A 23,849-nucleotide genomic window follows, 5' to 3' on the forward strand; every position below is an offset into this window, starting at 1 on the left:
AGCCGGCAGCCGTCATGATCCGGTCTTAGAGGGGGGCTAATAACCCGCTGTACGTTTAAGTTTGGGGTGGAATGCCCTTTAGGTGTCCAATATGTTCAGGGTTCGTTCTTCCGTATGAAGATAAATTCATTCAACGCTGAAAGATGTTTTCCCTTGAACTCGAATCATTGGATTGGAAAGGAAATGATCTTCTAATGACCATTCAACCTATTCCTGTTGATCTTCAAAAAGAGGATTGGAAAGAGATTCTAAAGAAACCATTGCCCCAAAGAAGCCGTTATCAGTTTGAACAAGATGACCTAATCTTTGAGCAAGTAGCAGGGCTCTTTTTGGGGTGTCCTATAGATGAAGAGAACTATCTGGAAGAGCTGTATGAGCTTGCTTATGAATCTGATTTTCCAGTTGTTTTGCTCAGTGAGACTTTGGACAAAACCATTGCGAACGAAACCTTCCGTGCTGTTCAGAAAATCATGATGATTCATCAGGAACAGAAAGGACTGTCGGTGAATCGATTTGTTGCTTTTATGGAAGGAGAGACCCTTTTTCCCTTAAAAGAAAGACCCGTTATCTATAGACATTTGCGGGTATGCTTTATAAAGATGCTGGCTCATTTTGAAAAACATCATCCCAATGGGTTAATGGATTCGAACTTAAGGCGTGTGGTCGTGGATACGGTAAAGTGGACAAAAAACCATATTGAAAAGTGGTTGAAACAAGATGATCTGGCAGAGCGCGTTCCTGCAATCATTTGGTATGGGGATGCTACAGAGAGCCAAGCTTATTTTTTATATTTTTTAATCTTATTAGGCTTTGATGTCCTCATCTTTCATCCTGAAGGCAAAAATAGTTTATCTGCGATCGGTGTCCAAGGGCTCTCTGTTCATACCTACCCATCGACGATGAAGCTTGTCCCTTTCCCTCATACCCGTCCGGCTCGCAAATCGACGGTAGCCAAAAAGGCGTCTCAAGAGCTCGATGAAGTCCTTCATTCGGATCAGTCACTGCTATATAAGCCTTGGCAATTTCGAAACTATCTCCCAGAAGTTATTACGCTTAAAACAACTTATGATGAAATCTTTTTAATCGCTAAAGAGAAGGCTTTTATTCGACCGAATTTCAAGGCTGCAAATGGTCGGATCTATATTCCAAGCTTATTCGCCAAGGTTTGTGGCATATCTGCTAATCAAAAAGAATTCTGGAGTCGTTTACAGGACTTGAAAGACCAGGAAATGACAGAAGTTATTACTCGCTTTCCTTTTACACCAGAGCCAAGGGGGAGTCAACTCTTCCACTACCGAGAGGCGCTTAAGAATGGTGTGCTCGATCCAGATCATATGGTCCATGCGGCGTGGTGGCGCTATAAGCATCTTCCTAATGGCTTGCAGTTTGGAATGGCTTCTGTGATCTCAAGGTATGTAGAGCTCGCAGCGATCAATAGACGTGAGGATGAAACATTAGAGGACCTAAAAGTGTATTTGTTTTCAGTTGCGCTCGCTATTCCCGAACGCTTCGTGAGGCTCCTTCAACAGTTTGATTACTCACAAACGGTACCCCAAATGATTGTTTTTAATGATGGAAAGAGCGGGAAGTTGTCCCGCGAGGATGCAGCCCTTTTATTACTTATGAATGAAATGGGACTTGACGTGATTTGTTATAACCCGACCGGTGAAAATGACTTAGAGTTTTATCTTGAACCGAAATTATTTGATTCCCATTGGTTAGAGGAAGTCAGTTTTGACGCCTCTTATGATTCTCGTATTTCGACATCAGGCTCACTATTTAAAAAACTTTTCAACAAATTATTATAAAGGAGAAGAGGCAATGTCAATGAATGAAACGAACCTCCAAGTTCTGGATCAGGATAAGAAAGAAGAAGCGCTGCAAAAAGCTAATGAGCTTCGAAACCAGCTTCGCCAACAACCTGAGGTCAAAGAGCTAGCTCGTACTTTAGATGTGAAAGATCAAATTGCTCTGCTTGAATTTGGTAAGGAACCCGCCAATGAAGTATCTAATTTTGCCAGCCGCGTTTTGAACACAGTAAAATCAAGCAGTATGGAAGAGTCGTCTGCCCTTTTGAAGAATCTTGGTAAGATCATGGATAAATTCGATGCCAAGGACTTTGCGGAAGAGAAGGGCTTCATGTCCAAGATCTTTGGTAAAGGAAAGAAGATGATTGATCGGATCATGTCAAAGTATCAAACAATGGGCGGTGAAATTGACAAGGTCTATGTCGAAATTAAAAAGTATGAAGATGAGATGAAAAAATCGACTAACACGCTTGAACAATTGTATGACGAGAATTTCAAATACTATCTTGAGCTCGAAAAATACATCGTCGCTGCTGACTTGAAGGCGGAGGAAATTAGACAGCAAAAGCTTCCGCAATTAGAGGAGAGAGCTAATGCAGGCGATCAGCTGGCAGCTATGGAGCTTGATTCAACGCGCAATGCTTTAGAGCTTATTGAGCAGCGTTCCTATGATTTAGAGATGGCTAAACAGGTTGCTTTTCAATCGGCACCACAGATTCGTATGTTGCAGCGCGGTAATACGAAATTAATTGCGAAAATCAATTCAGCTTTTGTAACGACCATTCCGATTTTTAAAACGAGTCTCATTAATGCGATTGCCGCTAAGCGTCAGAAATTGGTTGCTGACTCGATGAGTGAATTGGATCGTCGCACCAATGAAATGTTGATTAAGAATGCCCAAAATATCTCCACCCAAAGTGCGCAGATTTCTCGGCTTGCAGGAGCTTCCGGCATTAAAATCGAAACCATTGAGGAAACGTGGGGTATTATTGTTCGCGGTTTGGAAGAAACCAAAGCGATTGAAGATGAAAATAAACGTCAACGCGAAGACGGAAGACGCCGTTTAGAAGAAATCCAAGCCAATTACCAAAAGCTGAAAGAAAAGATGGCACCGCAACAATAATAGAGTTTTAAAAATAAAATTTGTATTAAAAAAATGGGATCAGCAAAACTCCTGTGGGTATCGCTAGTGACTTGTGATTCACCCACGGTAAGCGAGCTGATTCCTTTGTTTTACTAGCCCGAGTTGAAGGATATAGGTAGACCTGTTACTTGAAATTTAATCTTGATTCGACAGATTTCCTGGGAAATTCGACAGTATATCTTGATGGATTGTCAGTAAAATGGTGGAATCCTGTTGGATGTCTTGCTTTTGATAGGAGATGTAGGTTACTATAGAGTTAGTTTGCATTTTGAAAAGAGGGTTGTTATGTCAAAAAAATCAATCTATGGATTGACCTATGATCAGTTGACAGATTGGCTCTTAGACCATGGACAAAAGAAATTTCGTTCTCAACAAGTTTGGGATTGGTTATATAAAAAGCGTGTGACGCGTTTTTCAGATATGAATAACATCAATAAGGATCTCGTTCAATTATTAGAAGAGCATTTTGTTCTTCACACGTTGCAAGAAGAGATTAAACAAGCATCGAAAGACGGCACCATTAAGTTTCTATTTAAGCTAGAGGATGGTAACTTAATTGAGACAGTACTCATGCGCCATAAGTATGGCCTGTCGGTTTGTGTGACCACACAGGTCGGCTGTAACATTGGCTGTTCCTTTTGCGCAAGTGGTCTTTTGACAAAAAGTCGTGATTTAACAGCGGGTGAAATCGTTGAGCAAATTATGAATGTTCAACTCCACCTGGACCAAGAAGGACAGGAAGAACGTGTTAGTCACATCGTCGTTATGGGGATTGGGGAACCTTTTGATAATTTCACTAATCTCGTTGATTTCTTAACGGTGGTTAACGATCAACGCGGTCTTGCGATAGGCGCTCGCCATATTACGGTTTCAACAAGCGGTTTGGCTAAGAAGATCTATGAGTTTGCGGATCTCAACCTGCAGGTGAATTTAGCCGTTTCGCTTCATGCACCGAATAATGAGCTTCGCACGCAAATCATGAAGATTAACAAAGCCTTCCCGCTTGAAAAGCTGATGCCGGCTATTGATTATTACTTGGAAAAGACAAATAGACGGATTACCTTTGAATACATTCTTTTACAGGATGTTAATGATCATGAAAAAGAAGCGGTTGAGCTCGCCAAATTGCTTGAAAACAAACGCCACCTGTCTTATGTGAATCTTATTCCTTATAATCCGGTTGATGAGCATAATCAGTATCAGCGCAGTGGAAAAGACAGTGTTCTTGCGTTTTATGATACGTTAAAGAAACATGGGATTCAGTGCGGGATCCGTCATGAACATGGTACGGACATTGATGCGGCTTGCGGTCAGCTTCGGAGCAAGCAGATACGGAAAAGTCAGCGTTCAAAAACACGGACACGCGTAAGCTAAGAAAGCTTGCATGAATCGTATTCCTTGGGGTTAAGAGGCTCAGGAGAATCAGAGATGAGTGCTATTCAAATTTATGATTAAGCTGATCGCATAAAAAATAATCCCTGCCGAATATGGCAGGGATTTTTACTTTCTTAAGTGGAAATGGGCGTTGATTTGACCGCGCAAAAGCTCTTCGCGGATTTTTAACTTTTCTTTTTCAGTTAGAAAATCTTTTTTGATTTCTTGGGTCTGTACGCCTTCTTCGCGTTTATCAGCAATTTTTAGAAGGAGCTCAATATCAGCAAAGGAATATTTCCGTGTTCCTCGCTCGCTTCTTTCGGGAAAGATAAGTCCCCGTTCTTCATAATAGCGAATTTTTCGCTCAGATAAGCCTGTGAGTTCACTAGCGACTCCGATGGTAATGACTTTTTTTTCCTTATATGAAGACATAGTTCCCTCCCATCAAGACCTTCTCTCTGGCTGTCATTTTTTATATTATCTTATTTTTTAGGAGATTTAGCAAACTTAATGTAAGAAAATCTAACAAGGTTTCTGCTGCTTATGGAAGGGTTAGGAACTTTTTGTTAGGAAATAGGCGCGATTCGTGAAGGAAAAGGGAGGATTGGCTAATCATCCCCGAATTTGTTTAGAAACGTGTAAATGGGTGAGCAATTGTTCGAGCTCACTTAATGTGAGTTTACAAATAGAAGGATCGTCTGGGGCTACCATTTCTCCTTTGATAAGCTGTTTGATAATATCTTCCTTTTGTCTTTCAATGGCTGCTCTTAGCTGGTTGATCATAGGGGAGCCTCCTAATACCCGTTTTGTATCTTTCGCAATAGTTCATGGGCCTTGTTTCCGAGCCTAAGGATTAATTCCTCGAATAAGGCATCTCTCTTTAAATCAAGCTGGATAATTTCTTCCGCGAGTTCGCGTTCCTTATGAGAGTGTCTTTCTTTTAATTGTTCCACTATAAACGCCACCTTTTAATAAATTTTGAGTAAGAACGGCAGGATGGGGACAAGGAGTGAAAAGAGAAGGGCTGTTGTGGTCATGGCAACACTTCCCATTGCGCCCTCTTCCTCACCCCAATTCAAGGAGTGATGGGCTCCAAGCATTTGAGCAGAGGTTCCCATGGCTAGGCCTTTTGCGGCTTTACTTTTAATACCAAATCGATTAAGAAGTCTTGGTCCAATGATCAAAGAAACGAGTCCTGAAATAACGACAAATAGAATCGTCGTAGAGGCTAATCCCCCTAAGTCTCCTGATACAGTAAGGGCGATCGGGAGTGTCACCGTTTTAGGGATAAGTGACGCAAGGAGGTTGGTCTGAATGTTAAACAGGTGGGCAAGCGTTATGACAGACCCAATGCCAAATGCCGTACCAGCAGCAACGCCACCAATAATTTTTTTGAAGTCTTTCTTAAGCAAGGACAAATGCTTATAAATAGGTACAGCTAATGCAACGATGGTGAGCTGAAGAAAAGCGTTGACGACAGCATTTCCTTGCTGAAAGGCATTAGAATGAATATGGCATAGGCTAGCAAAGATTAGCAGGGTAAGCGTCACTGTATATAAAGGGTTCAACCAAGGCTTTGACCATTTCCGATAAATCCGAAGAAAAAGCAAGTAAAGAATTAGGGTTAAGGTGAGGCATAGAATGCTTAGATACGATAGACTAATCACGTTTTGTGTCTCCTTTTAGTTTTTCATAAAGCTCGACGGAAAAGGCAGTTCCTAATAGACAACAGAGGCTGCTGATAACCAAAACGAATAAAATATTCCATTGCAAAAAGTGAATCCAACCGTTAGAAAGGAATAAACTGACAATAGGCGGGATAAAGAGAAGGGTGAGATGTTTGATTTGGAAAGAAGCCAATTTTTCGACCCACTCTAACTTTATTACCCCTGTTACTAAACTAAGAAAGAGGAGAAGCATTCCCATCACGCTTCCTGGGAGAGGAAGGTGAAAGAGAGTTTTAATCCCCCATCCGATAAGATAAAAAATTAAGATAATGAGTGGCTGGATCACCAGTTGTCGCTTCATCAAGCCACCTTCTTCCTTTTCGTTGTAATTCAAGTTTAAGGGAGCGGGTAATAAATATCAGTCATTTTGTAATGAAATCTCACATGGTTTTTGATATTCAAGGTATGTTTGTTAGAAAATCTATTGAAAACGCTTTTATGAAGGGAATCAAATAAACTGTGGCGAACGTTTATAGTAGGATTACTGGTAAGTCAAACCTAGAGAAGGAGTGAAAGCTATGAGTGAAAAGTTAGCGATTCAGGATTGTTATCCAGATGATTATGCCTGGTGTTATGGATGCGGCCGTTTGAATCCAGAGGGGCATCATTTCAAAACGTATTGGGAAGAGGACCACACTAAAACGATTTATCAGCCCGACCCGGCTCATACTGCCATACCCGGTTTTGTTTATGGAGGGATCTTGGCTTCTTTAATTGATTGTGCGGGGACAGGGTCAGCTGCCCATGCTCTTCACCGTAAGGAGGGACATCAACTCGGAGACGGCAGTGTTCCACCACGCTTTGTCACGGCTTCATTAAATGTGACCTACTTAAAACCCACGCCGCAAACTGTCCCTCTAACCGTTATTGGTAGGGTCGAGGAGATTCACCCGAAGAAATGGAAAGTACAATTAGATGTTTTTGCACAAGAAGAAAAATGTGTGGTCGGTGAAGTGGTAGCGGTTGTCATGCCAGATACCTTTATAAAACCTATTGATAAGTAAGAAGCTCTAACCTTAACATCCATCTCTTTTTAGATAAAAAATCTCCCAGCTGGAAAAACTAATAAAGAACAAAGCTGGGAGGGTACATATTGATGCATCTAAATATAGCTAACTACATGACGATCATCCTGTTTGTTCTGTTTGTTATTTTAATCGTTTCCGCTTTATCTGCGTTCCTATCTTTATACAAAAAGGATCGTGCTCAAGAGGAACATCCGACTCTCCGTAATTACCCTGTATTAGGAAGAATGCGCTACTTTTTAGAAAAAATTGGACCTGAACTGAGACAATATTTATTTAACAACGACACCGAGGGTAAGCCTTTTAGTCGAGATGATTATGAGCATATTGTAAAAAGTGCTAAATACAAACGTGATGTGGCGGGATTCGGCTCGAAAAGGGATTTTGAAGGAGAAGGTTTTTATTTGCGCAATGACATGTTTCCTTTACAAATGGATGAATTGAAGCGTGATAAAGAGACGAAGGTACAAACGAAAAAATATGTGCTTCTAAAGGACACCTTGTTCACCCAACGAAAGGAAGAGCGGCGCGATGAAGTAGATGATGCTTATTTGCTTCATGAAGAGGACGCGGTGATTATAGGAGAAGGTCGTGTGGCCCATCCTTTTAAAATAAGAGGGCTGATTGGCATGTCAGCGATGAGCTTTGGTTCACTCGGGAACCATGCGATTACCGCACTGTCGAAGGGGCTTGGCCTAGTAAAGGGAACATGGATGAATACTGGTGAAGGGGGGCTCTCTCCTTATCATCTAAAAGGAAATGTCGACATTATCATGCAAATTGGGCCAGGACTTTTTGGCGTTCGGAATGGGCAGGGGGAGTTTGACTGGGACGAATTAAAGAAGAAAAATGAATTTCCGCAAATTAAAGCTTTTGAATTAAAGCTCGCACAAGGGGCAAAGGTTCGCGGTGGTCACATTGACGGTGAGAAAGTCACTCCTGAAATAGCAGAGATTCGAAAAGTGAAGCCCTATCAGTCAATTGACAGCCCAAACCGATTCAATGAGTTCCATGATGTGCCATCTATGTTTGATTTTATGGATAAAATTCGTGAAGTAACCGGCAAGCCTGTTGGCATGAAAATGGTGATGGGTAGCAATGATTCTGCCATTGAGCTTGCCCGTTATATGAAGGAGAGCGGTAAAGGGCCGGATTTTATTACAGTAGACGGTGGAGAAGGCGGAACAGGGGCCTCTTATCAGGAGTTGATGGATAGTGTCGGACTGCCGATTAAGTCGGCACTTCCTATATTGGATATAACCTTAAGGAAGTATGGTGTTCGAGACCGGGTTAAGATCATTTCATCTGGAAAGCTCTTCACGCCTGACCGAGTTGCTGTTGCTTTAGCGATGGGGGCGGACTTAGTCAATATAGCGCGTGGCTTTATGATAACGGTTGGCTGTATTCAAGCACTTAAGTGCCATTCGAACGCCTGCCCAGTAGGTGTTGCCACAACAGACCCAAAGCTGCAGCGTGGTCTTGTCATTGATGAGAAGAAGTATCGAGTGGTCAACTATGTTTTAACTTTGAGAAAAGGGTTGTTCCGCTTAGCCGCCGCTGCGGGAATTGATTCACCTGTCCGGTTTCGCCCGGATCATGTTTGTTATAAAAACGATGTTGGTGAAATCCAAACTCTTGTTGATATTAGAAAAAGTATAGAAAGACGGGTAGAAGAGGCTATGGCTTACCACGAGTCTAAAACGAGTTAACATAAAGAGGGACAGGTTCAGGCAAAGCCGTTGACCTGCCCCTTTCTTATTTAAAGAGCAGGCAATCCGATAAGACGAGTTCTTTGACAGAACAAGTGTGTTTAGTGAGAATGAAAAAAGGATTAGTTACTTACAAAAGGTAATGGATAGGTTTGAAGAATCGAAACAATCTATTTAAGGATTCTGCTCATTCGACCATCGCCTCGTATCTCAAAAGTTACTCGGAAACGTTACTTCGAAGCTTGCTTCACGGCACGTATCGGGGATCTAATGAAATACCGATGCGGCTCAACTTTTAGAAAAACATCCATTAGTCATTTATCATAAAGGGGGATCTGTGTGAAACACTTATTTATTAGAAAGTCAGAAGAAAGACCTGTTTTATTATTATTGCATGGGACGGGCGGGACGGAAGAATCGCTCCTCACGTTAGCTTCAATTATAGATAATGAGGCTTCCGTTTTAAGTGTTAGAGGGAATGTTCTTGAGAACGGGATGCCTCGTTTCTTTAGGCGATTACAAGAAGGGATCTTTGACGAAGAAGACTTGATTGCCCGGACCAAAGAACTGAATGATTTCTTAGACGAAGCGGCAGCGGAGTACAGCTTTGATCGTTGCAATGTCATTGGAGTTGGCTTTTCAAATGGAGCGAACATTGCCGGCAGCCTTTTGTTCCACTATAGTGATGCTCTAAAAGGCGCGATTCTCCATCATCCGATGGTTCCAAGACGCGGGATTGCCCTTCCTGATTTAACGGGCGTCCCCGTGTTTATTGGAGCAGGACATAATGATCCATTGTGTTCTGAAGAGGAGTCCTTGGAGCTGGCTGAATTACTTAAAGAAGCGGGTGCTGATGTTAAACTTCATTGGGAGAATCGCGGTCATCAATTAACACACACGGAAGCAGAGGCCGCTACTAAGTGGTTTCATGAACATTTCTAAGGAGGAGAGCTCACAAGTGTTAGGGATTGATCCAAACCAATTATCGGGTCGGGACAATTATAAATTTTTATCGGGAAGTATTATCCCTCGGCCGGTTGCCTTTGTGACGACGTTATCACCAAAAGGGGTTGTGAATGCTGCACCCTTTAGCTTTTTTAATATAGTGGCATCTGAGCCGCCTCTCATTTCCATCTCTGTACAAAGGGATGGAGAGCTGCAAAAGGATACGGCTGCTTATGCTCTAGAACGCGGCCAATTTGTCGTCCATATCTCAACAGAAACCCATATCGAGGAAATAAATAAAACGGCAAGCCGCAGAGAACGGGAGGAGAGTGAGCTAGACCTGACCTCCCTCCATACAACAGAGAGTGTCAGAGTAGAGGTTCCCGGAATTAAAGAAGCGCCGATTCGAATGGAATGCGTGATTGAAAAGGCACTCGAACTTGGCGGAACCGCTGAACAGGGTCCAACCTGTGATTTACTTATAGGGCGTGTCGTTTATTATCATATTGAAGAATCACTTTATGACAATGGGCGGATTGATCCATTTGGTCTAAAACCCGTTGCCCGGTTAGCCGGTAATGACTACTCCAAGCTAGGAAGTGTCTTTGAACTTATAAGGCCGAAATAGTTTAAGGAGGCCGAGGGGGACGAATCAAGAACCGTGGTTTACACCTAATCCCGAAATCAACCGTTAAAGCAGGGAATAACGTATCGTCGTTGCACTAAAAAAGTTAGGCTTAGCGAGACTACGCTATCCGCCTCGAAATGGGATAATTGCCTAAATAAATTGGCAAAGCGGGTCGATTGAGGGAGTGGGGACAGGCGGGTTTCCGTAAACGGGTGATTGGCAGAAGAAGGAGGGGTATCACGAAATGGTGTTACCCCTTCATTTTATAGCGTATGGCGGCCTTAATCATCTTTGTTCTCGAGGGTCTCGTCGTTTGCGCATCATCATAATGACGGCTCCAACAACCACGCCCATAAAAAGCAGGGCATACAGTGAAACGATCGACAATTTTAAAAAGAACCAGACTAAGAAGGCAATTAAAACCATGACAAATATCCACATGAGGCATTCCTCCTTCCTTTTTTGAAGGCTTTACGTTTAACTCAAATTATAATGAAAGGCTGTTTTCGTAAACTTTGTTGTTTTTTTTAGGCTCCAATAAGCTCGCTTTCCGCGGGCAATCCGTGAGCCTCCTCGGCAAAATACGCCTGCGGGGTCTCACCTGGATTGCTATTCCCGCAGGAGTCTCGCCTATTTCCACCTACTTTATATTAAATAGCAACAATCTTTTAGAAAAGAGCCTAATGAAAAGAGGAGGGCGTACCACCCGTCCTCTTTTTTTGTCCTATCAAAAAGTATAAACTTTCGCGTTTGCGATTATGGACGATAGTATAAGAAAAACTAAAGCATTCGCCAGGACTTGGCGATAAGCCAAGTTTTTCTAAGCGGTTCAGCGTTACTGAACTTGAGAATTAAACGACATGATCCATGCGGAGCCTAGTACGATGGTAATAACAAAGACAGCTCCAAAAATTAGAGCAACGACGTTGTAACGAGGCTTCTCGCTGTCACGAACGTGCATGAAGAAGAAGAGTTGGACAAGAAATTGAAGCACAGCCATGAGCATAATGAGGTTAATCTGCACACGGTGGCTGCCTATATCACCGAGGACGAGCCACAATGGAATTAGAGTTAAGACAATGGAACAGATAAACCCCAATATGTAGGAACCTGCTGAACCGCTGTGCTCTTCTGCATGCTGTGTGTGCTCGTGTGCCATTTACATCACCCCTATTAAATAAACCACTGTGAAAATAAAGATCCATACGGCATCGAGAAAGTGCCAGTATAATCCAACTATGAAAAGCTTACGTCTTGTAACAGCCGTTAATCCATGAATCCCCACCTGAATCAGGATCCCAGTCATCCAAATAATCCCAAGGGAAACGTGGCAACCGTGTGTGCCTACCAGTGTGAAGAAGGCAGATAGAAAGGCACTCCGTGTAAAGCTCGCTCCTTCAAGGGCCAAATTCGTAAACTCATTGACTTCAAAGTAAATAAAGCCAAGTCCCAAAAGGAGAGTGACAATAAGCCAGGCAATCATGGGCTTAACGCGACTTTTGTGCATCTCTAGTGTAGCCAACCCGCTTGTGAAACTGCTGGTTAAAAGCAAGAAGGTCTCAATGATAAAGCCGCGCACGTCAATAATATCTTTTGCTGTGGGTCCTCCGGCATAATTAGTCCGGAGAACCACAAAGGTAGCAAAAATGGATCCAAATAGAAGAACGTCAGAAACAAGGAAGATCCAAAAACCATCGATTTTTATCTGCTCATGGTCCCCGTGATGGTCATGAGCATGGCCGTGACCGTCTGTCATAACGTGGTCCATTAGAGTTCCCTCCCTAAACGTGCTTCGGTCGCGCGGATTTCTTCAACAGGAATATAATAATCCGTGTCATATTGGAAGGAGCGTGTGATCAGACATAATCCAACCCCGGCAAGTCCGATAACACCCATCCAAATCCAATGGAAGGTGAATCCGAAACCGGCAATGAAGAAGAAAACCCCCATGAAAAAAGGAATACCCGAATTTTTTGGATAATGAATCGGTTCAAGTGGTTCTTCTTTAACCAATTCTCTGTAAGCATCCTTTTCATTTTCCTTTTTCGCTTCCCACCAAGCGTCTTTCCCTACTCCTGTTACGTCAGGTACTCTGGCAAAGTTATAGTAAGGGGCCGGAGACGGAATGGACCACTCGAGAGTATGAGCATCCCAAGGATCCCCAGTTGTATCCCGCTCACCGTACTTTATGCTATAAACGATTTGCCAAACCTGAAATAGGAAGCCAATTGCCATGATGAAAGCGCCAATGGTTGACACCAAGTTATAAGGCGCCCAACCGCGGTCCCATCCATAGGTATAAATCCGTCGCGTCATCCCCATAAATCCAAGGGCGTATTGAGGCATGAAGCAGACATACCAGCCAATATTCCAGCACCAGAAGGCCCATTTTCCAAGCGTTAAATTCAGCTTGAAACCAAACATCTTCGGCCACCAATAGGTGAGGCCGGCAAACATTCCGAACACGGTTCCGCCAATTAGAACTTGGTGGAAGTGAGCAATAAGGAAATAGTTGTTGTGATATTGATAGTCCGCAGGGGCAACAGCAAGCATGACACCTGTTGCACCGCCTACTAAGAAACATGGAATGAAACCTAACGTCCATAACATGGGCTCGGTCATTTTAACTCGCCCTTTGTACATGGTGAGCAGCCAGTTGAATATCTTAACCCCTGTTGGAATCGCGATAAGCATGGTGGAGACGGCAAAGAAGGTATTGACATCAGCACCTGCGCCCATTGTGAAGAAGTGGTGAACCCAAGTGAAATAAGAATAGAAAGCGATGAGCATTAGAGATACGACCATTGAAGTGTAACCAAATGTCCGTTTTTTCGAAAAGACACTGACCACTTCTGAAAAAATTCCAAAGGCTGGCAAGACAACAATGTAAACTTCAGGATGCCCCCAGATCCAGAAGAGGTTGACATACATCATCGGGTCTCCGCCACCGGTCATAGTGAAGAAATGCCCACCTCCAAATCGGTCAAGGAATAAGAGAGCCATAACAATTGTTAGGACAGGGAAAGCCGCGATAATAATGATCGAAGTAGCCAAAATGGACCAAGTAAAAAGCGGCATATCCATAAGCTTCATACCAGGTGCCCGCATTTTCAAAATGGTGATTAAGAAATTAATTCCTGTAGCCAAACTTCCTATTCCAGAGATCTGAATGGACAGTATGTAGAAGTTTTCTCCAGGACCAGGATTTAAGGCAAGCTCCGAAAGCGGTGGGTAACCAACCCATCCTGCGTTTGGGGAACCCCCTATAACAAAGGAGAGGTTCAGTAACATAGCCCCCATAAAGAATAGCCAAAAGCTAATGGCATTCAAAAATGGATAGGCCACATCACGCGCGCCTATTTGAAGCGGAATCGCAATGTTCATCATGGCAAAGATGAGAGGCATGGCCATGAATAAAATCATGATCGTTCCGTGCGTGGTGAAGATTTCATTATAGTGCTCGGCTTCCAAGAAATGCATATTTGGATAAGCCAACTGAATCCTCATGAGTATGGCATCGACGCCGCCGCGGAAAAGCATCAGCAGCGCCGCAATGACGTACATGATCCCAATTTTCTTATGGTCAACCGTTGTTAACCATTCACGCCACAACCATCCCCACAATTTGAAATAGGTGAGAACAAATAGAATCCCTAAACTTGCGACGATAATTGAAATATCTGCCCCTAGAATCATCGGGTCACCTGTTACAAAAAAGTGTGAATTATTCATAAGTAACTCCTCCTTTCTCTCGGCTAGTCGGTACCGGACACACCTTCGCCATCTAGACTTGTAATGTCTTTATTCTTGTGCATATCAGTGTGGCGTCCGTATTTTTGAACCATCTTTTCAAAGCTATTTGCAGGGAACGATGAGAACGACAACTGTTTGGAAGTACCCGGTGCTGTAATAGCATCATATTTGGATTGGGTCATCGGCGGAGCGGTGGCTTTGACATGTTTCACCCAATTATTAAAATCGGCTTGAGATTTGGCAATGACGTTAAAACGCATATGGGCAAACTGTTCACCTGTGAAGTTGGCCCCAGTGCCAAAATAGGTACCAGGTTTGTCAGCTTGAAGCCAAAGCCGCATATTCATTCCAGCCATAGAGTATTCTTGACCGCCAAGTTCAGGAACCCAAAATGAGTTCATAGCAGAACCTGAAGTCAACTCAAATTGAACGGGAACACCAGCAGGGATTTCAACATAGTTGACCGTTGCCACCTTTTGATCTGGGTATTGAAAGAGCCATTTCCAATCAAGTGAGGTCACTTGAATCGTTATGGGTGTCTTGCCCGTAACTGGTGGTGGTTTGACCAGGGTGAAAATGGACTTTCCAGTGTAAATAGCTAAAAACGCGACAATTACAATTGGAATCCCCCACCAAATAACTTCAAGGATGGTGCTTTCTGACCAATCAGGCTCATATGGAGCGTTATTTCCGGGTCGGTCCCGAAAGCGGGAAACAATGAAGAAAAGCAAAATCATTACAGGGATAACGACAATCGCACATAGAATCATGGAAAGGATAATTAAGTTATATTCTTCCTTAGCAACAGGCCCTTGAGGGTTGAATACAACATAATTTTTGCTGCATCCCGAAAGAATTGTAGGGATGAGGGCAAACATGATCCATTTTAATGGTCTTAACTTCATCGAGGTTCTCCTCTCTTTTAACAAATTGTTAAAGTAGTGGGTCATGCTTTTAAAAAGAGTAGGGTTTAATAAGGGCGCCCCATTCCATTTGGTCAACACCTGAGAAAATTAAGGTGCATTCTTTTATTTAGAATGTCTAAAGATTCCAAGACTATACAAATTCAGGAGAAAAAAGTTTTGAAGAAGTGACGAAATTTGGAACAGATTATTTGTGTTCCAAGCTTGTCTGGATTTAAAGTAGGTATTGTGAATTTTCTTAAGTATCCACGTCTTTTTTTTCCTCTTTTTAATCATTTATCCGCAGTAAAAAAAGGAAGGGAAACAACGAAGCCTGTGTATTGAATAGTCAGAGTAACCGTGTTAGTTTAGAGGAATGACTTAAAAAACGATACCACTAAATGAACGCGTCTTATTTTATCTATAAAAATTAAGAGACGTTATAAAATAGAGAATGGGGGAGAAAAAGTGCAGGTTTCTTACAACAGAGGGCTAATTGTAGCGGTATTATTAGCAGGCTCTTTTATTGCCATACTCAACCAAACGCTGATGATTACGGCCATACCTCCGATTATGCAAGAAATGCATGTGACGGCTAATACGGCTCAATGGCTGACAACGGTCTTTATGCTTGTTAATGGGGTCATGATTCCGATCAGCGCTTTTTTAGTAGAAAAGTATACAACTAGACAATTATATTTAACGGCGATGATTATCTTTATTATAGGGACGTTGATTGCAGCGGTCGCACCTAATTTTGGGGTTTTATTAGTAGGGCGCGTCGTTCAATCAGCAGGGGCGGGCATCATCTTTCCACTTATGCAAACCATCTTTCTTCTTATATATCCGGCCAATCAGAGGGGGCAGGCGATGGGATTAGTCGGGCTGGTCATTTCCTTTGCCCCTGCCATTGGACCAGCTTTGTCAGGCTGGGTGATCGCCGCCTTCTCTTGGCGCGTTTTATTTATCATTATTTTGCCGATCGCGCTAATCGTTACGGTTGTAGGGGCGATCGCAATGAAAAATGTAACAGAGCAGACGAATCCAAAAATAGATGTCGTCTCCATGATATTGTCGACCTTAGGATTTGGCGGCTTGCTTTACGGCTTTACAGCAGCTGGGAATAATGGATGGGGCAGCAGTTCGACCGTGTTCTCTTTAAGCATTGGCGTCTTATCGCTACTCCTTTTTGTTACAAAACAACTGAGGATGGAGCAGCCGGTCTTGGAGTTTAGAGTATTTCGATATCCTATTTTTACGATTACAACTATTATCGGAATGATTGGCTTTTTGGGGTTGATTGGGTCCGAAACGTTAATTCCTCTTTTTATGCAAAATATGAGAGGTTACAGTGCGATGCAATCGGGAATTGCTATTTTACCGGGGGCATTGATTACAGGCTTTCTATCGCCATTAACGGGAAGGTTGTTTGACCGTTATGGCGCCAAGTGGCTGACAATTAGTGGTCTTATTATTATGACTGTAGCTACCTGGTTATTTTCAACACTCACGGTATCCACAACGATGTTTTTTATTACCATTCTTTACAGCATTCGAATGCTCGGTCAAGTGATGGTCATGATGCCGGCCTCTACAGCAGGGTTAAATGAGCTCCCTAGACGATTAATTCCCCATGGGTCAGCGATGGGGAATACGCTCCGCCAAGTGGCAGCATCTGTAGGGACTGCCATTCTAGTAACGGTTATGACGACAGCAGCAGAAGCGAACGCGAAGGCGCCTCATGGTATGACACCGGCCATTCTCGGTGTAAATCGTGCCTTCTTTATTGTATTGCTCCTAACAGCAGCCGCTTTATGTTTATCTTTTTTCATAAAGAAAACGAGTCCGCCTGAGGAGGAGATACTTCGCCTTCCCAAAACCTCTCGGGCAAAACGGGCCCGAGCCTAAAGTTAAGTTAAAGGAAACACCCAGGTTTGCTATAGAGAAAAATAGATCGTGAAAAGTAAGCCAAATGGCTTGAAAAGTTAAGGGTTCGGGGTTATTCTTGAAAGAAGGAAACAAGAAGATGGTAATGGATACAGGTACCCATATCGTAAAACTTGTTGGGTGCTCTTTTCTTTAATATAAAACCAAGTAATCTGATTTGAATTAGCGGAATTGATGGTCTGATTTTTCGGAAAGCTCGCTTTTTGTTTCGTCTCGGTTACTGATAGAACACTAAAAACGGGGGAAGCTAACCATGATTACTTATAATAGTTGGGGTGAAGCGGCTCATCCAAACTTTTCATACGATGATGCACTAAAAGGAAGTAAGAAGGTTTTGGAATGGGCCTATGAAGAATATGGTGAAGAAATCGTCTATGCCTGCAGTTTTGGCATTGAGGGGATTGTCTTAATTGATTTGATCAGTAAAGTTAATCCGACAGCAAAAGTTGTTTTTCTTGATACGGACTTTCACTTTAAAGAAACCTATGAGTTGATTGATAAAGTAAAGGCGATTTATCCAGCGCTTAATATTGTGATGCAAAAGCCTGAATTAACTCCAGGAGAACAGGCCGTTCAATATGGGGAGGCATTATGGAAGTCGCAGCCTGATCTTTGCTGCAGTATTCGAAAAGTGGAACCGTTGAAAAAAGTATTAACGGGTCCAAAGGCATGGCTTTCAGGTTTGAGAAGAGAACAGTCTGTCACTCGTGCTAATGTTGAATTTCTTAATTTGGATCATAAATTTAAAATGATTAAGGTTTGCCCTTTAATCCATTGGACTGAGGATGAGATTTGGGCGTATGTGAAAGCATTCGGACTGCCTTATAACCCGCTTCACGACCAAGGTTATCCAAGTATCGGCTGTGAATATTGCACATTGCCGGTGGCCGCTGGCGGGGATTCACGTTCAGGTCGCTGGTCTTCGTTTAATAAGACAGAGTGTGGTCTTCATACGAGATGAGACAGGATTTTTAAATAACTAAGGAGGAAGACTCGTGGCAACTTCAGAAAATATTGTTTGGCATTCCACATCTGTTACAAAGAAGGACCGTCAGAAAGCAAGTGGTGAGCGAAGTGCCATTATCTGGTTCACCGGACTGTCCGGTTCTGGGAAATCCACACTGGCTAATGCTGTTGAGGTCGAATTATTTAAGCGAAATGTAAAGACATACCTGCTAGATGGTGACAATATTCGCAGCGGTCTTAACAAGAATTTGGGCTTTTCTGAAGCCGATCGAAAAGAAAACATTCGTCGGATTGGAGAGGTCGCAAAGTTATTTGTGGATAGCAATACCATTGTATTGACGGCCTTTATTTCTCCTTTTATAGAAGATAGGGAAACAGTCCGACAGCTCGTTGAAGAAGGAGAATTTATCGAGATCTATGTGAAGGCTTCTCTAGAGGCTTGTGAGGGCCGTGATCCAAAGGGCCTTTATAAAAAGGCGCGTGCGGGTCAAATCAAGGATTTTACAGGAATTGATTCTCCTTATGAAGCACCCGAGCATCCAGATCTTGTTGTGGATACGGAAAAGGAAACAATCGAAGAATCAACCGCGAAAATTGTGGCGTTTTTAAAAGAGCAAGGAATTATTGAATAGTTAATTGTTCATTTTCAACAAGAAAGAAACCAAGGGAAGGAGGCCGACCGATGCTAGGCAAAGTTTACCTTGTCGGGGCAGGACCTGGTGATCCGGATTTAATCACGGTAAAAGGGTTGAAATGTATTCAGCAAGCAGATGTGATTGTTTACGACCGACTAGTCAATCAGGAGCTGTTAAACGAGGCAAAAGAGCAGGCGGAGTTAATTTACTGCGGTAAGTTGCCCAACCATCATACCCTTCAACAAGAGGCGATCAACCGTCTTTTGGTTTCCCATGCTGAAAAAGGTAAAATCGTGACCCGTTTAAAGGGAGGCGACCCCTTTATCTTTGGAAGAGGCGGGGAAGAAGCGGTTAAGCTTGCTCAGTATGGTATTCCGTTTGAAATTGTGCCAGGTGTGACGTCGGGCTCAGCTGCTGCCGCTTATGCAGGGATACCGCTGACTCACCGAGAATACAGCGGTTCTGTTGCCTTTATAACCGGTCATGAAAAAGCCGGGGAAGTGGATGAAAGCAAGTGGAAAACCTTGGCTAATGGGATCGATACTTTGGCCATCTATATGGGGGTACGGGAGCTGCCCAAAATTGTAGCGAACTTGGTGAAGCATGGAAAAGCCGCTGCAACTCCGATCGCTCTAATTGAATGGGGAACGACATCCAAACAGCGAACGGTCACCGGCACGCTTGAAACCATTGTGAGGCAGGCGGCAGAAGCCAAGATACAAAACCCAACGATGATTGTTATAGGTGAGGTTGTATCTTTACGAGAACAAATTCAGTGGTTCGATTCTCTTCTTAACAAACGGGTTCAGGAGGTCCTGTAATATGCAAGCCGTTCTCTATATCAGTCATGGAACCCGGGTAAAGAGAGGGGTCGATCAGGCTGTCACTTTTATCCAGTCTTGTATCGAGCACGTTCCTGTCCAGATCCAAGAGATTTGCTTCCTCGAATTAGTCAATCCTTCTATTAAAAAGGGAATTGAGAGATGTATTAAGCGCGGGGCTACCGATATATTGATTCAGCCCGTGCTTCTTTTAGCGGCGGGACATGTCAAGCAAGATATTCCAAGAGAAATAGCCGCGATCAGCAAAGATTACCCTGAAATTCGCTTTCACTTTGGTGATCCATTTGGTTGTGATTCTAAGATTATTGATATTCTATCTGACCGAATCTATGAAAAAGGGACTCCAGTCTTGGGGAATTCTGCCGTTTTGCTTGTTGGAAGAGGAAGCTCAGATCCAGATATTCAGGAGGCGTTTAAGGACATTAGTCAGCGCCTATGGGAGAAAGAAGCGATGCCTGTCAGTACTTGTTTTCTAGCAGCTTGTGAGCCTCTCCTTGGCACAGGTCTGAAGAATGCCAAAACCTCTCCCTTTAAGCAAATCTTTGTGATTCCCTATCTCATGTTTACGGGTCTTTTAATGAGGGAGATGGAGGAGGCCATTGAGGCGCTTCAATCTCCTGACCAAACCTTTTATCTTTGCCGGCCTCTTGGTTCTCATAAGAATCTGAGAACAGTCTTGGTGGACCGGGTTATGGAAGGTTTAAATTTAGAAGAGGTTGAAGAAGTAGGATGAGCGGGTATCCAATTGTTTTAGATATTAAAGGGAGAACAGCCCTCATCATAGGCGGCGGCCAAGTGGCTTTTCGAAAGATGGAAAACTTAGTCAGAGGGGAAGCAAGAGTGACGGTCATCAGTCCAAATCTTCACCCTTCATTTAAGGGGTATCTGGAAAGAGGAGAGATGACCTGGATTAAGAGGGACTATGAGGAGGGGGATGAAGAGACCGCTTTTATTGTCATTGCGGCAACTGATGACAAGGCGTTAAATGCAATCATTGCGAAGCGTGTCTCAGATCATCAGCTTCTAAATGTGGTCAGTCAGCCGAGCCTCGGGAATTTTTCCTCACCTGCTCTTGTTACGAGAGGTAAACTGACGATTGCCATTGCTACAGAAGGGGCAAGTCCATTGCTTACCAAAAGAATCAAGCAAGAGCTGGAAGAACGCTTTGAACCGGAATTTGACAAGTATGTGGATTTCCTCGGTCAGTGCCGAGCTCTAATAAAGAACGACCAACTTAAGGAGCAGGAAAAACACCTTTTGCTCAGCGCCTTGCTTGAGCCCATCTATCACTCCGAGGGAGAGCAAAAAAAAGTTCTTGATGATTATGAAGGTTTTAAAGCTAACTATCTATAAGGGCGCAGACTTTTCGATTAATTAGAGGAGTCGGCCTTTTTTACGTTCAAAGAGTAATGCCCGTTGGTACTATCGCGCTTTCCTGTTATTTTAGCAGACGAGTACAAAGCAACGATTATTTTTAAGATTAACGGCTTATTAATGGTGGTTTTGGCTGTTCTATTAATCGCTTGTTCAAAGAGGTCAGACGGTATGATTAGTGTGGTTTAAACAAGAGGATGACCTGTTCGGTTAATCTTTTTTTAGTGATAAAGAATGGTTGACAGCACAGATGTTATCGGAGTAAAGTAATAATTATAATTCCCGTCTGAAAAAGGGGAGTTTGTCCTCTTTAAAAAATTTAATACCTTCTCTTATCAAGAGTAGGCTGAGGGACTGGCCCGATGACGCCCGGCAACCGAAAAAAGGATTTTCCTTTTTCACGGTGCTAACTCCAGCAGAAAATTTTTCTGACAGATGAGGAACTTAACTTCTAGTTTTTAAGATTAGGTCTTTCTCGGTTGGAGAAGGACCTTTTTATTATTTTTAGAGGGCTGAATCTTTGCTTTTGTTTAATCTAAATATTTTTAAAAATAAAAAGGTTTTTTCAATCATTATGCAACATTTGGAGGATGGATAGGGATGAAATTAGAGACAAAATTGGTTCAATCAGGGAATCGGAGGGATCCGCAGACTGGAGCTGTTGTTCTTCCAATCTATCATTCGACAACGTACTCGCATCCGGCTCTCGGGACAAGCACGGGTTTTGACTACTCGAGATTGGATAATCCAACCCGCCGAGCTTTAGAAGAAACCGTCGCTTCTTTAGAAGGGGGTGCGACAGGGCTCGCCTTTGCGTCAGGCATGGCAGCGATTGCTTGTATATGTCAGTTGTTCAAGCCTGGTGACCACATTATCTCAAGTGATGATCTTTATGGCGGTACTTATCGTTTGTTTGAACAGGTTGTTAAACCCTATGGAGTCGACTTTACGTTTGTAGATACAAGGGAACAGTCAGCAATTGCCGAAGCCATTCGCCCAGAGACGAAAGCGATTTTTATTGAGACTCCGAGTAATCCTACAATGAAGATTTGTGATATTCAGGCATGTGTGGCTCTAGCTAAAAAACACGGAATATTAGTTATAGTTGATAATACCTTTTTGACACCTTATTTTCAGCGCCCATTAGAGCTAGGTGCCGACCTGGTTATTCATTCGGGTACCAAATATCTTGGCGGCCATAATGATGTTCTAAGCGGGATCTTGGTCGCAAAGGATGAGGAATTAGGAAAAAGTCTTCAATTCTATCAAAATTCACAAGGGGCTGTTCTTGGTCCGCAAGACAGCTGGTTAATGCTTCGCGGTCTTAAGACGTTAGCGCTAAGAATGGAAGCACATGAGACGAATACAAGACGTGTTGCTGAATGGCTACAGGATCACCCCATTATTAAGAAGGTCTATTATCCGGGGCTAAAGGATCATCCAGGACGTGCCATTCAAGAGAAGCAATCAACGGGGTATGGCGGGATGATTTCCTTTGATGTGGAGAATGCGGAGCTTGTCCCTCACATTTTGAAAGAGTTAAAAGTCATCACCTTTGCCGAGAGTTTGGGTGGTGTTGAATCGCTCATGACGTATCCTGCTGTGCAAACACATGCGGATATTCCAAAAGAGATCCGTGATGCGATTGGCGTGACCGATACACTTCTCCGATTCTCAGTAGGGATCGAACATATTGAGGACATTTTATCTGACCTGGATCAAGCCTTTAATAAAGCGAAGGGGAGCGTGAAACGATGAAGTTTGAAACGTTAAACCTACATACGGGAGTTGAGGTTGATGGGCAAACGGGAGCGGCAAGTGTTCCTATTTACCAAGCCTCAACCTTTCATCAGTTTGACTGGGATCAACCTCCTGAATTTGATTATGCCCGATCTGGAAATCCAACGAGACAGGCGTTAGAAAAAATCATCGCTGAACTGGAGGGGGGAAAGGCTGGCTTTGCATTTGCATCGGGAATGGCCGCAATCACGAGTGTCTTTTTAACCCTTGAAGCGGGAAGTCATGTGGTGGCCTGCGAGGATATTTATGGGGGGGCATTCAGAGCCCTTTCGCAAATTTTTCCTAGACTAGGGATTACAACTACCTTTGTTGACCTTACCGATCTCTCTCAACTAGAGAAAGCGGTCCGTCCAGAGACGAAAGCGATTTATATTGAAACCCCTTCTAATCCACAGCTTCGGGTTATTGACTTAAAAGCAGTGGCTCAATTTGCCAAAGAAAAAGGTCTATTGTCCATTGTGGATAATACCTTTATGTCACCTTATTTGCAGAACCCCCATGCCCTTGGCTGGGATGTTGTGATTCACTCTGCAACCAAGTTTATTGGCGGCCATTCTGATGTTGTAGCAGGACTCGTGACCGTTAACTCAGAGGAACTGTCGCAAAAAGTGTACCAGATTCAAAATGGTTTTGGCAGCATATTGGGTGTTCATGATTCATGGCTTGTGATGAGGGGAATTAAAACCCTTTCAGCACGGATGAAGCAAAGCCAGGAAACCGCGCAAAAGCTTGCCGCTTATTTTGATCAGCATCCGCTGGTTAAGCAGGTGTATTATCCTGGATTAGCGCATCACCCCGGTGCTCTCCTGCATCAATCGCAAGCTAAAGGCCCGGGAGCGGTTCTTTCCTTTGAATTGGAATCAGAAGAGGCGGTTCGCCGTTTAGTCGAACACCTTCGACTTCCGTTGTTTGCCGTCAGTCTAGGGGCTGTAGAAAGCATTCTTTCTTACCCGGCACGCATGTCTCATGCAGCGATGCCGCGTGAAGAACGGCATGCACGAGGGATATCGGATGGTCTTCTCCGATTATCGGTTGGACTAGAAGACACAGATGATCTGATTGCGGACTTCGACCAAGCCTTGGCAGCCATTGCAGCCGCAGCCTCTACAACAAAATAAATAATTGGTGGGGGCAGTCCTCTATTGACAGACTAACTGGTCGATGGGGTCTGTCCCTTCCTATGTCATGTTTTTCTAATTCTAATGGGGAAATGGGACACTGAATTTTAGGTTGCGGCATAGAGTGGCAGTAAGATCATTTTTTAACCCTG

General features: G+C 43.3%; 26 protein-coding genes and 1 riboswitch. Of the genes, 16 read left to right on the forward strand and 10 right to left on the reverse strand.

Annotated elements, in window-relative coordinates:
• The first annotated feature begins 194 nt into the window (after window positions 1-194).
• From PU629_RS01035 to rlmN, 3 genes are all read left to right on the forward strand, one after another.
• Entirely contained in the window at window positions 195-1,808 is a 1,614-nt protein-coding gene (locus PU629_RS01035; RefSeq protein WP_275282407.1) for a YceG family protein, read from the forward strand.
• Between the two features lie 19 nt (window positions 1,809-1,827).
• Window positions 1,828-2,931, forward strand: coding sequence for a toxic anion resistance protein (locus PU629_RS01040; protein ID WP_481900527.1), 1,104 nt, complete (start codon window positions 1,828-1,830; stop codon window positions 2,929-2,931).
• Between the two features lie 306 nt (window positions 2,932-3,237).
• Window positions 3,238-4,326, forward strand: a complete 1,089-nt coding sequence (rlmN, locus tag PU629_RS01045) for a dual-specificity RNA methyltransferase RlmN (RefSeq protein ID WP_275282409.1) — start codon at window positions 3,238-3,240, stop codon at window positions 4,324-4,326.
• 126 nt (window positions 4,327-4,452) lie between these two features.
• Here the strand turns inward: rlmN and PU629_RS01050 are convergent, their stop codons facing one another.
• From PU629_RS01050 to PU629_RS01070, 5 genes are all read right to left on the reverse strand, one after another.
• On the reverse strand, window positions 4,453-4,758 hold the full coding sequence (locus PU629_RS01050) for a MerR family transcriptional regulator (RefSeq protein WP_275282410.1): 306 nt from the start codon (window positions 4,756-4,758) through the stop codon (window positions 4,453-4,455).
• Between the two features lie 180 nt (window positions 4,759-4,938).
• The gene (locus PU629_RS01055) at window positions 4,939-5,109 is read right to left on the reverse strand and encodes a hypothetical protein (RefSeq protein ID WP_275282411.1); all 171 of its coding nucleotides are present in this window, start codon (window positions 5,107-5,109) and stop codon (window positions 4,939-4,941) included.
• Between the two features lie 11 nt (window positions 5,110-5,120).
• Window positions 5,121-5,279, reverse strand: coding sequence for a hypothetical protein (locus PU629_RS01060; protein ID WP_275282412.1), 159 nt, complete (start codon window positions 5,277-5,279; stop codon window positions 5,121-5,123).
• A 15-nt stretch (window positions 5,280-5,294) separates the two neighbouring features.
• Window positions 5,295-5,993 (reverse strand): LrgB family protein, encoded by a 699-nt coding sequence (locus tag PU629_RS01065; RefSeq protein ID WP_275282413.1) that lies wholly within the window; start codon window positions 5,991-5,993, stop codon window positions 5,295-5,297.
• Window positions 5,986-6,354, reverse strand: coding sequence for a CidA/LrgA family protein (locus PU629_RS01070; protein ID WP_275282414.1), 369 nt, complete (start codon window positions 6,352-6,354; stop codon window positions 5,986-5,988). The genes PU629_RS01065 and PU629_RS01070 overlap by 8 nt, the downstream gene beginning before the upstream one ends.
• Before the next feature lie 217 nt (window positions 6,355-6,571).
• On the opposite strand from PU629_RS01070, the gene PU629_RS01075 reads away from it, so the two are divergent.
• The 4 genes from PU629_RS01075 to PU629_RS01090 all read left to right on the forward strand — a co-directional run bounded on the left by PU629_RS01075 (window position 6,572) and on the right by PU629_RS01090 (window position 10,360).
• Complete coding sequence (locus PU629_RS01075; protein WP_275282415.1) at window positions 6,572-7,057, forward strand: PaaI family thioesterase; 486 nt, start codon at window positions 6,572-6,574, stop codon at window positions 7,055-7,057.
• Between the two features lie 92 nt (window positions 7,058-7,149).
• Window positions 7,150-8,787 carry an FMN-binding glutamate synthase family protein gene (locus PU629_RS01080; RefSeq protein WP_275284528.1) on the forward strand — a complete coding sequence of 546 codons (1,638 nt, stop codon included), beginning with the start codon at window positions 7,150-7,152 and terminating at the stop codon, window positions 8,785-8,787.
• A 339-nt stretch (window positions 8,788-9,126) separates the two neighbouring features.
• Complete coding sequence (locus PU629_RS01085) at window positions 9,127-9,729, forward strand: alpha/beta hydrolase (protein WP_275282416.1); 603 nt, start codon at window positions 9,127-9,129, stop codon at window positions 9,727-9,729.
• A gap of 16 nt (window positions 9,730-9,745) precedes the next feature.
• Window positions 9,746-10,360, forward strand: coding sequence for a flavin reductase family protein (locus tag PU629_RS01090; RefSeq protein ID WP_275282417.1), 615 nt, complete (start codon window positions 9,746-9,748; stop codon window positions 10,358-10,360).
• A 285-nt stretch (window positions 10,361-10,645) separates the two neighbouring features.
• On the opposite strand, the gene PU629_RS01095 is transcribed toward PU629_RS01090, so the two are convergent.
• The 5 genes from PU629_RS01095 to qoxA form a co-directional block, all read right to left on the reverse strand.
• Window positions 10,646-10,801 carry a hypothetical protein gene (locus tag PU629_RS01095; protein WP_275282418.1) on the reverse strand — a complete coding sequence of 52 codons (156 nt, stop codon included), beginning with the start codon at window positions 10,799-10,801 and terminating at the stop codon, window positions 10,646-10,648.
• Window positions 10,802-11,195: 394 nt separating this feature from the next.
• The gene (gene cyoD / locus PU629_RS01100) at window positions 11,196-11,519 is read right to left on the reverse strand and encodes a cytochrome o ubiquinol oxidase subunit IV (protein ID WP_275282419.1); all 324 of its coding nucleotides are present in this window, start codon (window positions 11,517-11,519) and stop codon (window positions 11,196-11,198) included.
• Complete coding sequence (gene cyoC, locus PU629_RS01105) at window positions 11,520-12,128, reverse strand: cytochrome o ubiquinol oxidase subunit III (protein WP_275282420.1); 609 nt, start codon at window positions 12,126-12,128, stop codon at window positions 11,520-11,522. It lies immediately after the preceding gene.
• Window positions 12,128-14,092 carry a cbb3-type cytochrome c oxidase subunit I gene (locus PU629_RS01110; protein ID WP_275282421.1) on the reverse strand — a complete coding sequence of 655 codons (1,965 nt, stop codon included), beginning with the start codon at window positions 14,090-14,092 and terminating at the stop codon, window positions 12,128-12,130. Before PU629_RS01110 ends, cyoC begins: the two co-directional genes overlap by 1 nt.
• A gap of 23 nt (window positions 14,093-14,115) precedes the next feature.
• Complete coding sequence (gene qoxA / locus PU629_RS01115; protein ID WP_275282422.1) at window positions 14,116-15,018, reverse strand: cytochrome aa3 quinol oxidase subunit II; 903 nt, start codon at window positions 15,016-15,018, stop codon at window positions 14,116-14,118.
• A gap of 465 nt (window positions 15,019-15,483) precedes the next feature.
• Here qoxA and PU629_RS01120 point away from each other — a divergent pair, with 465 nt between their 5' ends.
• From PU629_RS01120 to PU629_RS01160, 9 genes are all read left to right on the forward strand, one after another.
• Window positions 15,484-16,923, forward strand: coding sequence for an MDR family MFS transporter (locus tag PU629_RS01120; protein WP_275282423.1), 1,440 nt, complete (start codon window positions 15,484-15,486; stop codon window positions 16,921-16,923).
• A gap of 292 nt (window positions 16,924-17,215) precedes the next feature.
• Window positions 17,216-17,923, forward strand: a complete 708-nt coding sequence (locus PU629_RS01125; RefSeq protein ID WP_275282424.1) for a phosphoadenylyl-sulfate reductase — start codon at window positions 17,216-17,218, stop codon at window positions 17,921-17,923.
• Window positions 17,924-17,957: 34 nt separating this feature from the next.
• Complete coding sequence (gene cysC, locus PU629_RS01130; RefSeq protein ID WP_275282425.1) at window positions 17,958-18,560, forward strand: adenylyl-sulfate kinase; 603 nt, start codon at window positions 17,958-17,960, stop codon at window positions 18,558-18,560.
• Between the two features lie 50 nt (window positions 18,561-18,610).
• On the forward strand, window positions 18,611-19,384 hold the full coding sequence (gene cobA / locus PU629_RS01135) for a uroporphyrinogen-III C-methyltransferase (RefSeq protein WP_275282426.1): 774 nt from the start codon (window positions 18,611-18,613) through the stop codon (window positions 19,382-19,384).
• A 1-nt stretch (window position 19,385) separates the two neighbouring features.
• Window positions 19,386-20,138, forward strand: coding sequence for a sirohydrochlorin chelatase (locus PU629_RS01140; protein WP_275282427.1), 753 nt, complete (start codon window positions 19,386-19,388; stop codon window positions 20,136-20,138).
• Window positions 20,135-20,758, forward strand: coding sequence for a precorrin-2 dehydrogenase/sirohydrochlorin ferrochelatase family protein (locus PU629_RS01145; protein WP_275282428.1), 624 nt, complete (start codon window positions 20,135-20,137; stop codon window positions 20,756-20,758). Before PU629_RS01140 ends, PU629_RS01145 begins: the two co-directional genes overlap by 4 nt.
• Before the next feature lie 63 nt (window positions 20,759-20,821).
• On the forward strand, window positions 20,822-20,968 hold the full coding sequence (locus PU629_RS01150) for a hypothetical protein (RefSeq protein ID WP_275282429.1): 147 nt from the start codon (window positions 20,822-20,824) through the stop codon (window positions 20,966-20,968).
• A 140-nt stretch (window positions 20,969-21,108) separates the two neighbouring features.
• Window positions 21,109-21,221: riboswitch (SAM riboswitch) on the forward strand.
• Between the two features lie 158 nt (window positions 21,222-21,379).
• The gene (locus PU629_RS01155; protein ID WP_275282430.1) at window positions 21,380-22,537 is read left to right on the forward strand and encodes a trans-sulfuration enzyme family protein; all 1,158 of its coding nucleotides are present in this window, start codon (window positions 21,380-21,382) and stop codon (window positions 22,535-22,537) included.
• Window positions 22,534-23,697: an aminotransferase class I/II-fold pyridoxal phosphate-dependent enzyme gene (locus tag PU629_RS01160; protein WP_275282431.1), complete on the forward strand. Its 1,164-nt coding sequence runs from the start codon at window positions 22,534-22,536 to the stop codon at window positions 23,695-23,697. Before PU629_RS01155 ends, PU629_RS01160 begins: the two co-directional genes overlap by 4 nt.
• Window positions 23,698-23,849: the final 152 nt, after the last annotated feature.

The organism is Pullulanibacillus sp. KACC 23026 (assembly GCF_029094525.1).
Classification (GTDB): domain Bacteria; phylum Bacillota; class Bacilli; order Bacillales; family Sporolactobacillaceae; genus KACC-23026.

Excerpts from the sequence above, each read along its gene's own strand:
- PU629_RS01035 (WP_275282407.1), top strand. The coding sequence starts at position 195 with ATGACCATTCAACCTATTCCTGTTGATCTTCAAAAAGAGGATTGGAAA.
- PU629_RS01040 (WP_481900527.1), top strand. The coding sequence starts at position 1,828 with ATGAATGAAACGAACCTCCAAGTTCTGGATCAGGATAAGAAAGAAGAA.
- rlmN (WP_275282409.1), top strand. The coding sequence starts at position 3,238 with ATGTCAAAAAAATCAATCTATGGATTGACCTATGATCAGTTGACAGAT.
- PU629_RS01050 (WP_275282410.1), bottom strand. The coding sequence starts at position 4,758 with ATGTCTTCATATAAGGAAAAAAAAGTCATTACCATCGGAGTCGCTAGT.
- PU629_RS01055 (WP_275282411.1), bottom strand. The coding sequence starts at position 5,109 with ATGATCAACCAGCTAAGAGCAGCCATTGAAAGACAAAAGGAAGATATT.
- PU629_RS01070 (WP_275282414.1), bottom strand. The coding sequence starts at position 6,354 with ATGAAGCGACAACTGGTGATCCAGCCACTCATTATCTTAATTTTTTAT.
- PU629_RS01075 (WP_275282415.1), top strand. The coding sequence starts at position 6,572 with ATGAGTGAAAAGTTAGCGATTCAGGATTGTTATCCAGATGATTATGCC.
- PU629_RS01080 (WP_275284528.1), top strand. The coding sequence starts at position 7,150 with ATGCATCTAAATATAGCTAACTACATGACGATCATCCTGTTTGTTCTG.
- PU629_RS01095 (WP_275282418.1), bottom strand. The coding sequence starts at position 10,801 with ATGTGGATATTTGTCATGGTTTTAATTGCCTTCTTAGTCTGGTTCTTT.
- cyoD (WP_275282419.1), bottom strand. The coding sequence starts at position 11,519 with ATGGCACACGAGCACACACAGCATGCAGAAGAGCACAGCGGTTCAGCA.
- cyoC (WP_275282420.1), bottom strand. The coding sequence starts at position 12,128 with ATGGACCACGTTATGACAGACGGTCACGGCCATGCTCATGACCATCAC.
- PU629_RS01110 (WP_275282421.1), bottom strand. The coding sequence starts at position 14,092 with ATGAATAATTCACACTTTTTTGTAACAGGTGACCCGATGATTCTAGGG.
- qoxA (WP_275282422.1), bottom strand. The coding sequence starts at position 15,018 with ATGAAGTTAAGACCATTAAAATGGATCATGTTTGCCCTCATCCCTACA.
- PU629_RS01125 (WP_275282424.1), top strand. The coding sequence starts at position 17,216 with ATGATTACTTATAATAGTTGGGGTGAAGCGGCTCATCCAAACTTTTCA.
- cobA (WP_275282426.1), top strand. The coding sequence starts at position 18,611 with ATGCTAGGCAAAGTTTACCTTGTCGGGGCAGGACCTGGTGATCCGGAT.
- PU629_RS01140 (WP_275282427.1), top strand. The coding sequence starts at position 19,386 with ATGCAAGCCGTTCTCTATATCAGTCATGGAACCCGGGTAAAGAGAGGG.
- PU629_RS01145 (WP_275282428.1), top strand. The coding sequence starts at position 20,135 with ATGAGCGGGTATCCAATTGTTTTAGATATTAAAGGGAGAACAGCCCTC.
- PU629_RS01155 (WP_275282430.1), top strand. The coding sequence starts at position 21,380 with ATGAAATTAGAGACAAAATTGGTTCAATCAGGGAATCGGAGGGATCCG.
- PU629_RS01160 (WP_275282431.1), top strand. The coding sequence starts at position 22,534 with ATGAAGTTTGAAACGTTAAACCTACATACGGGAGTTGAGGTTGATGGG.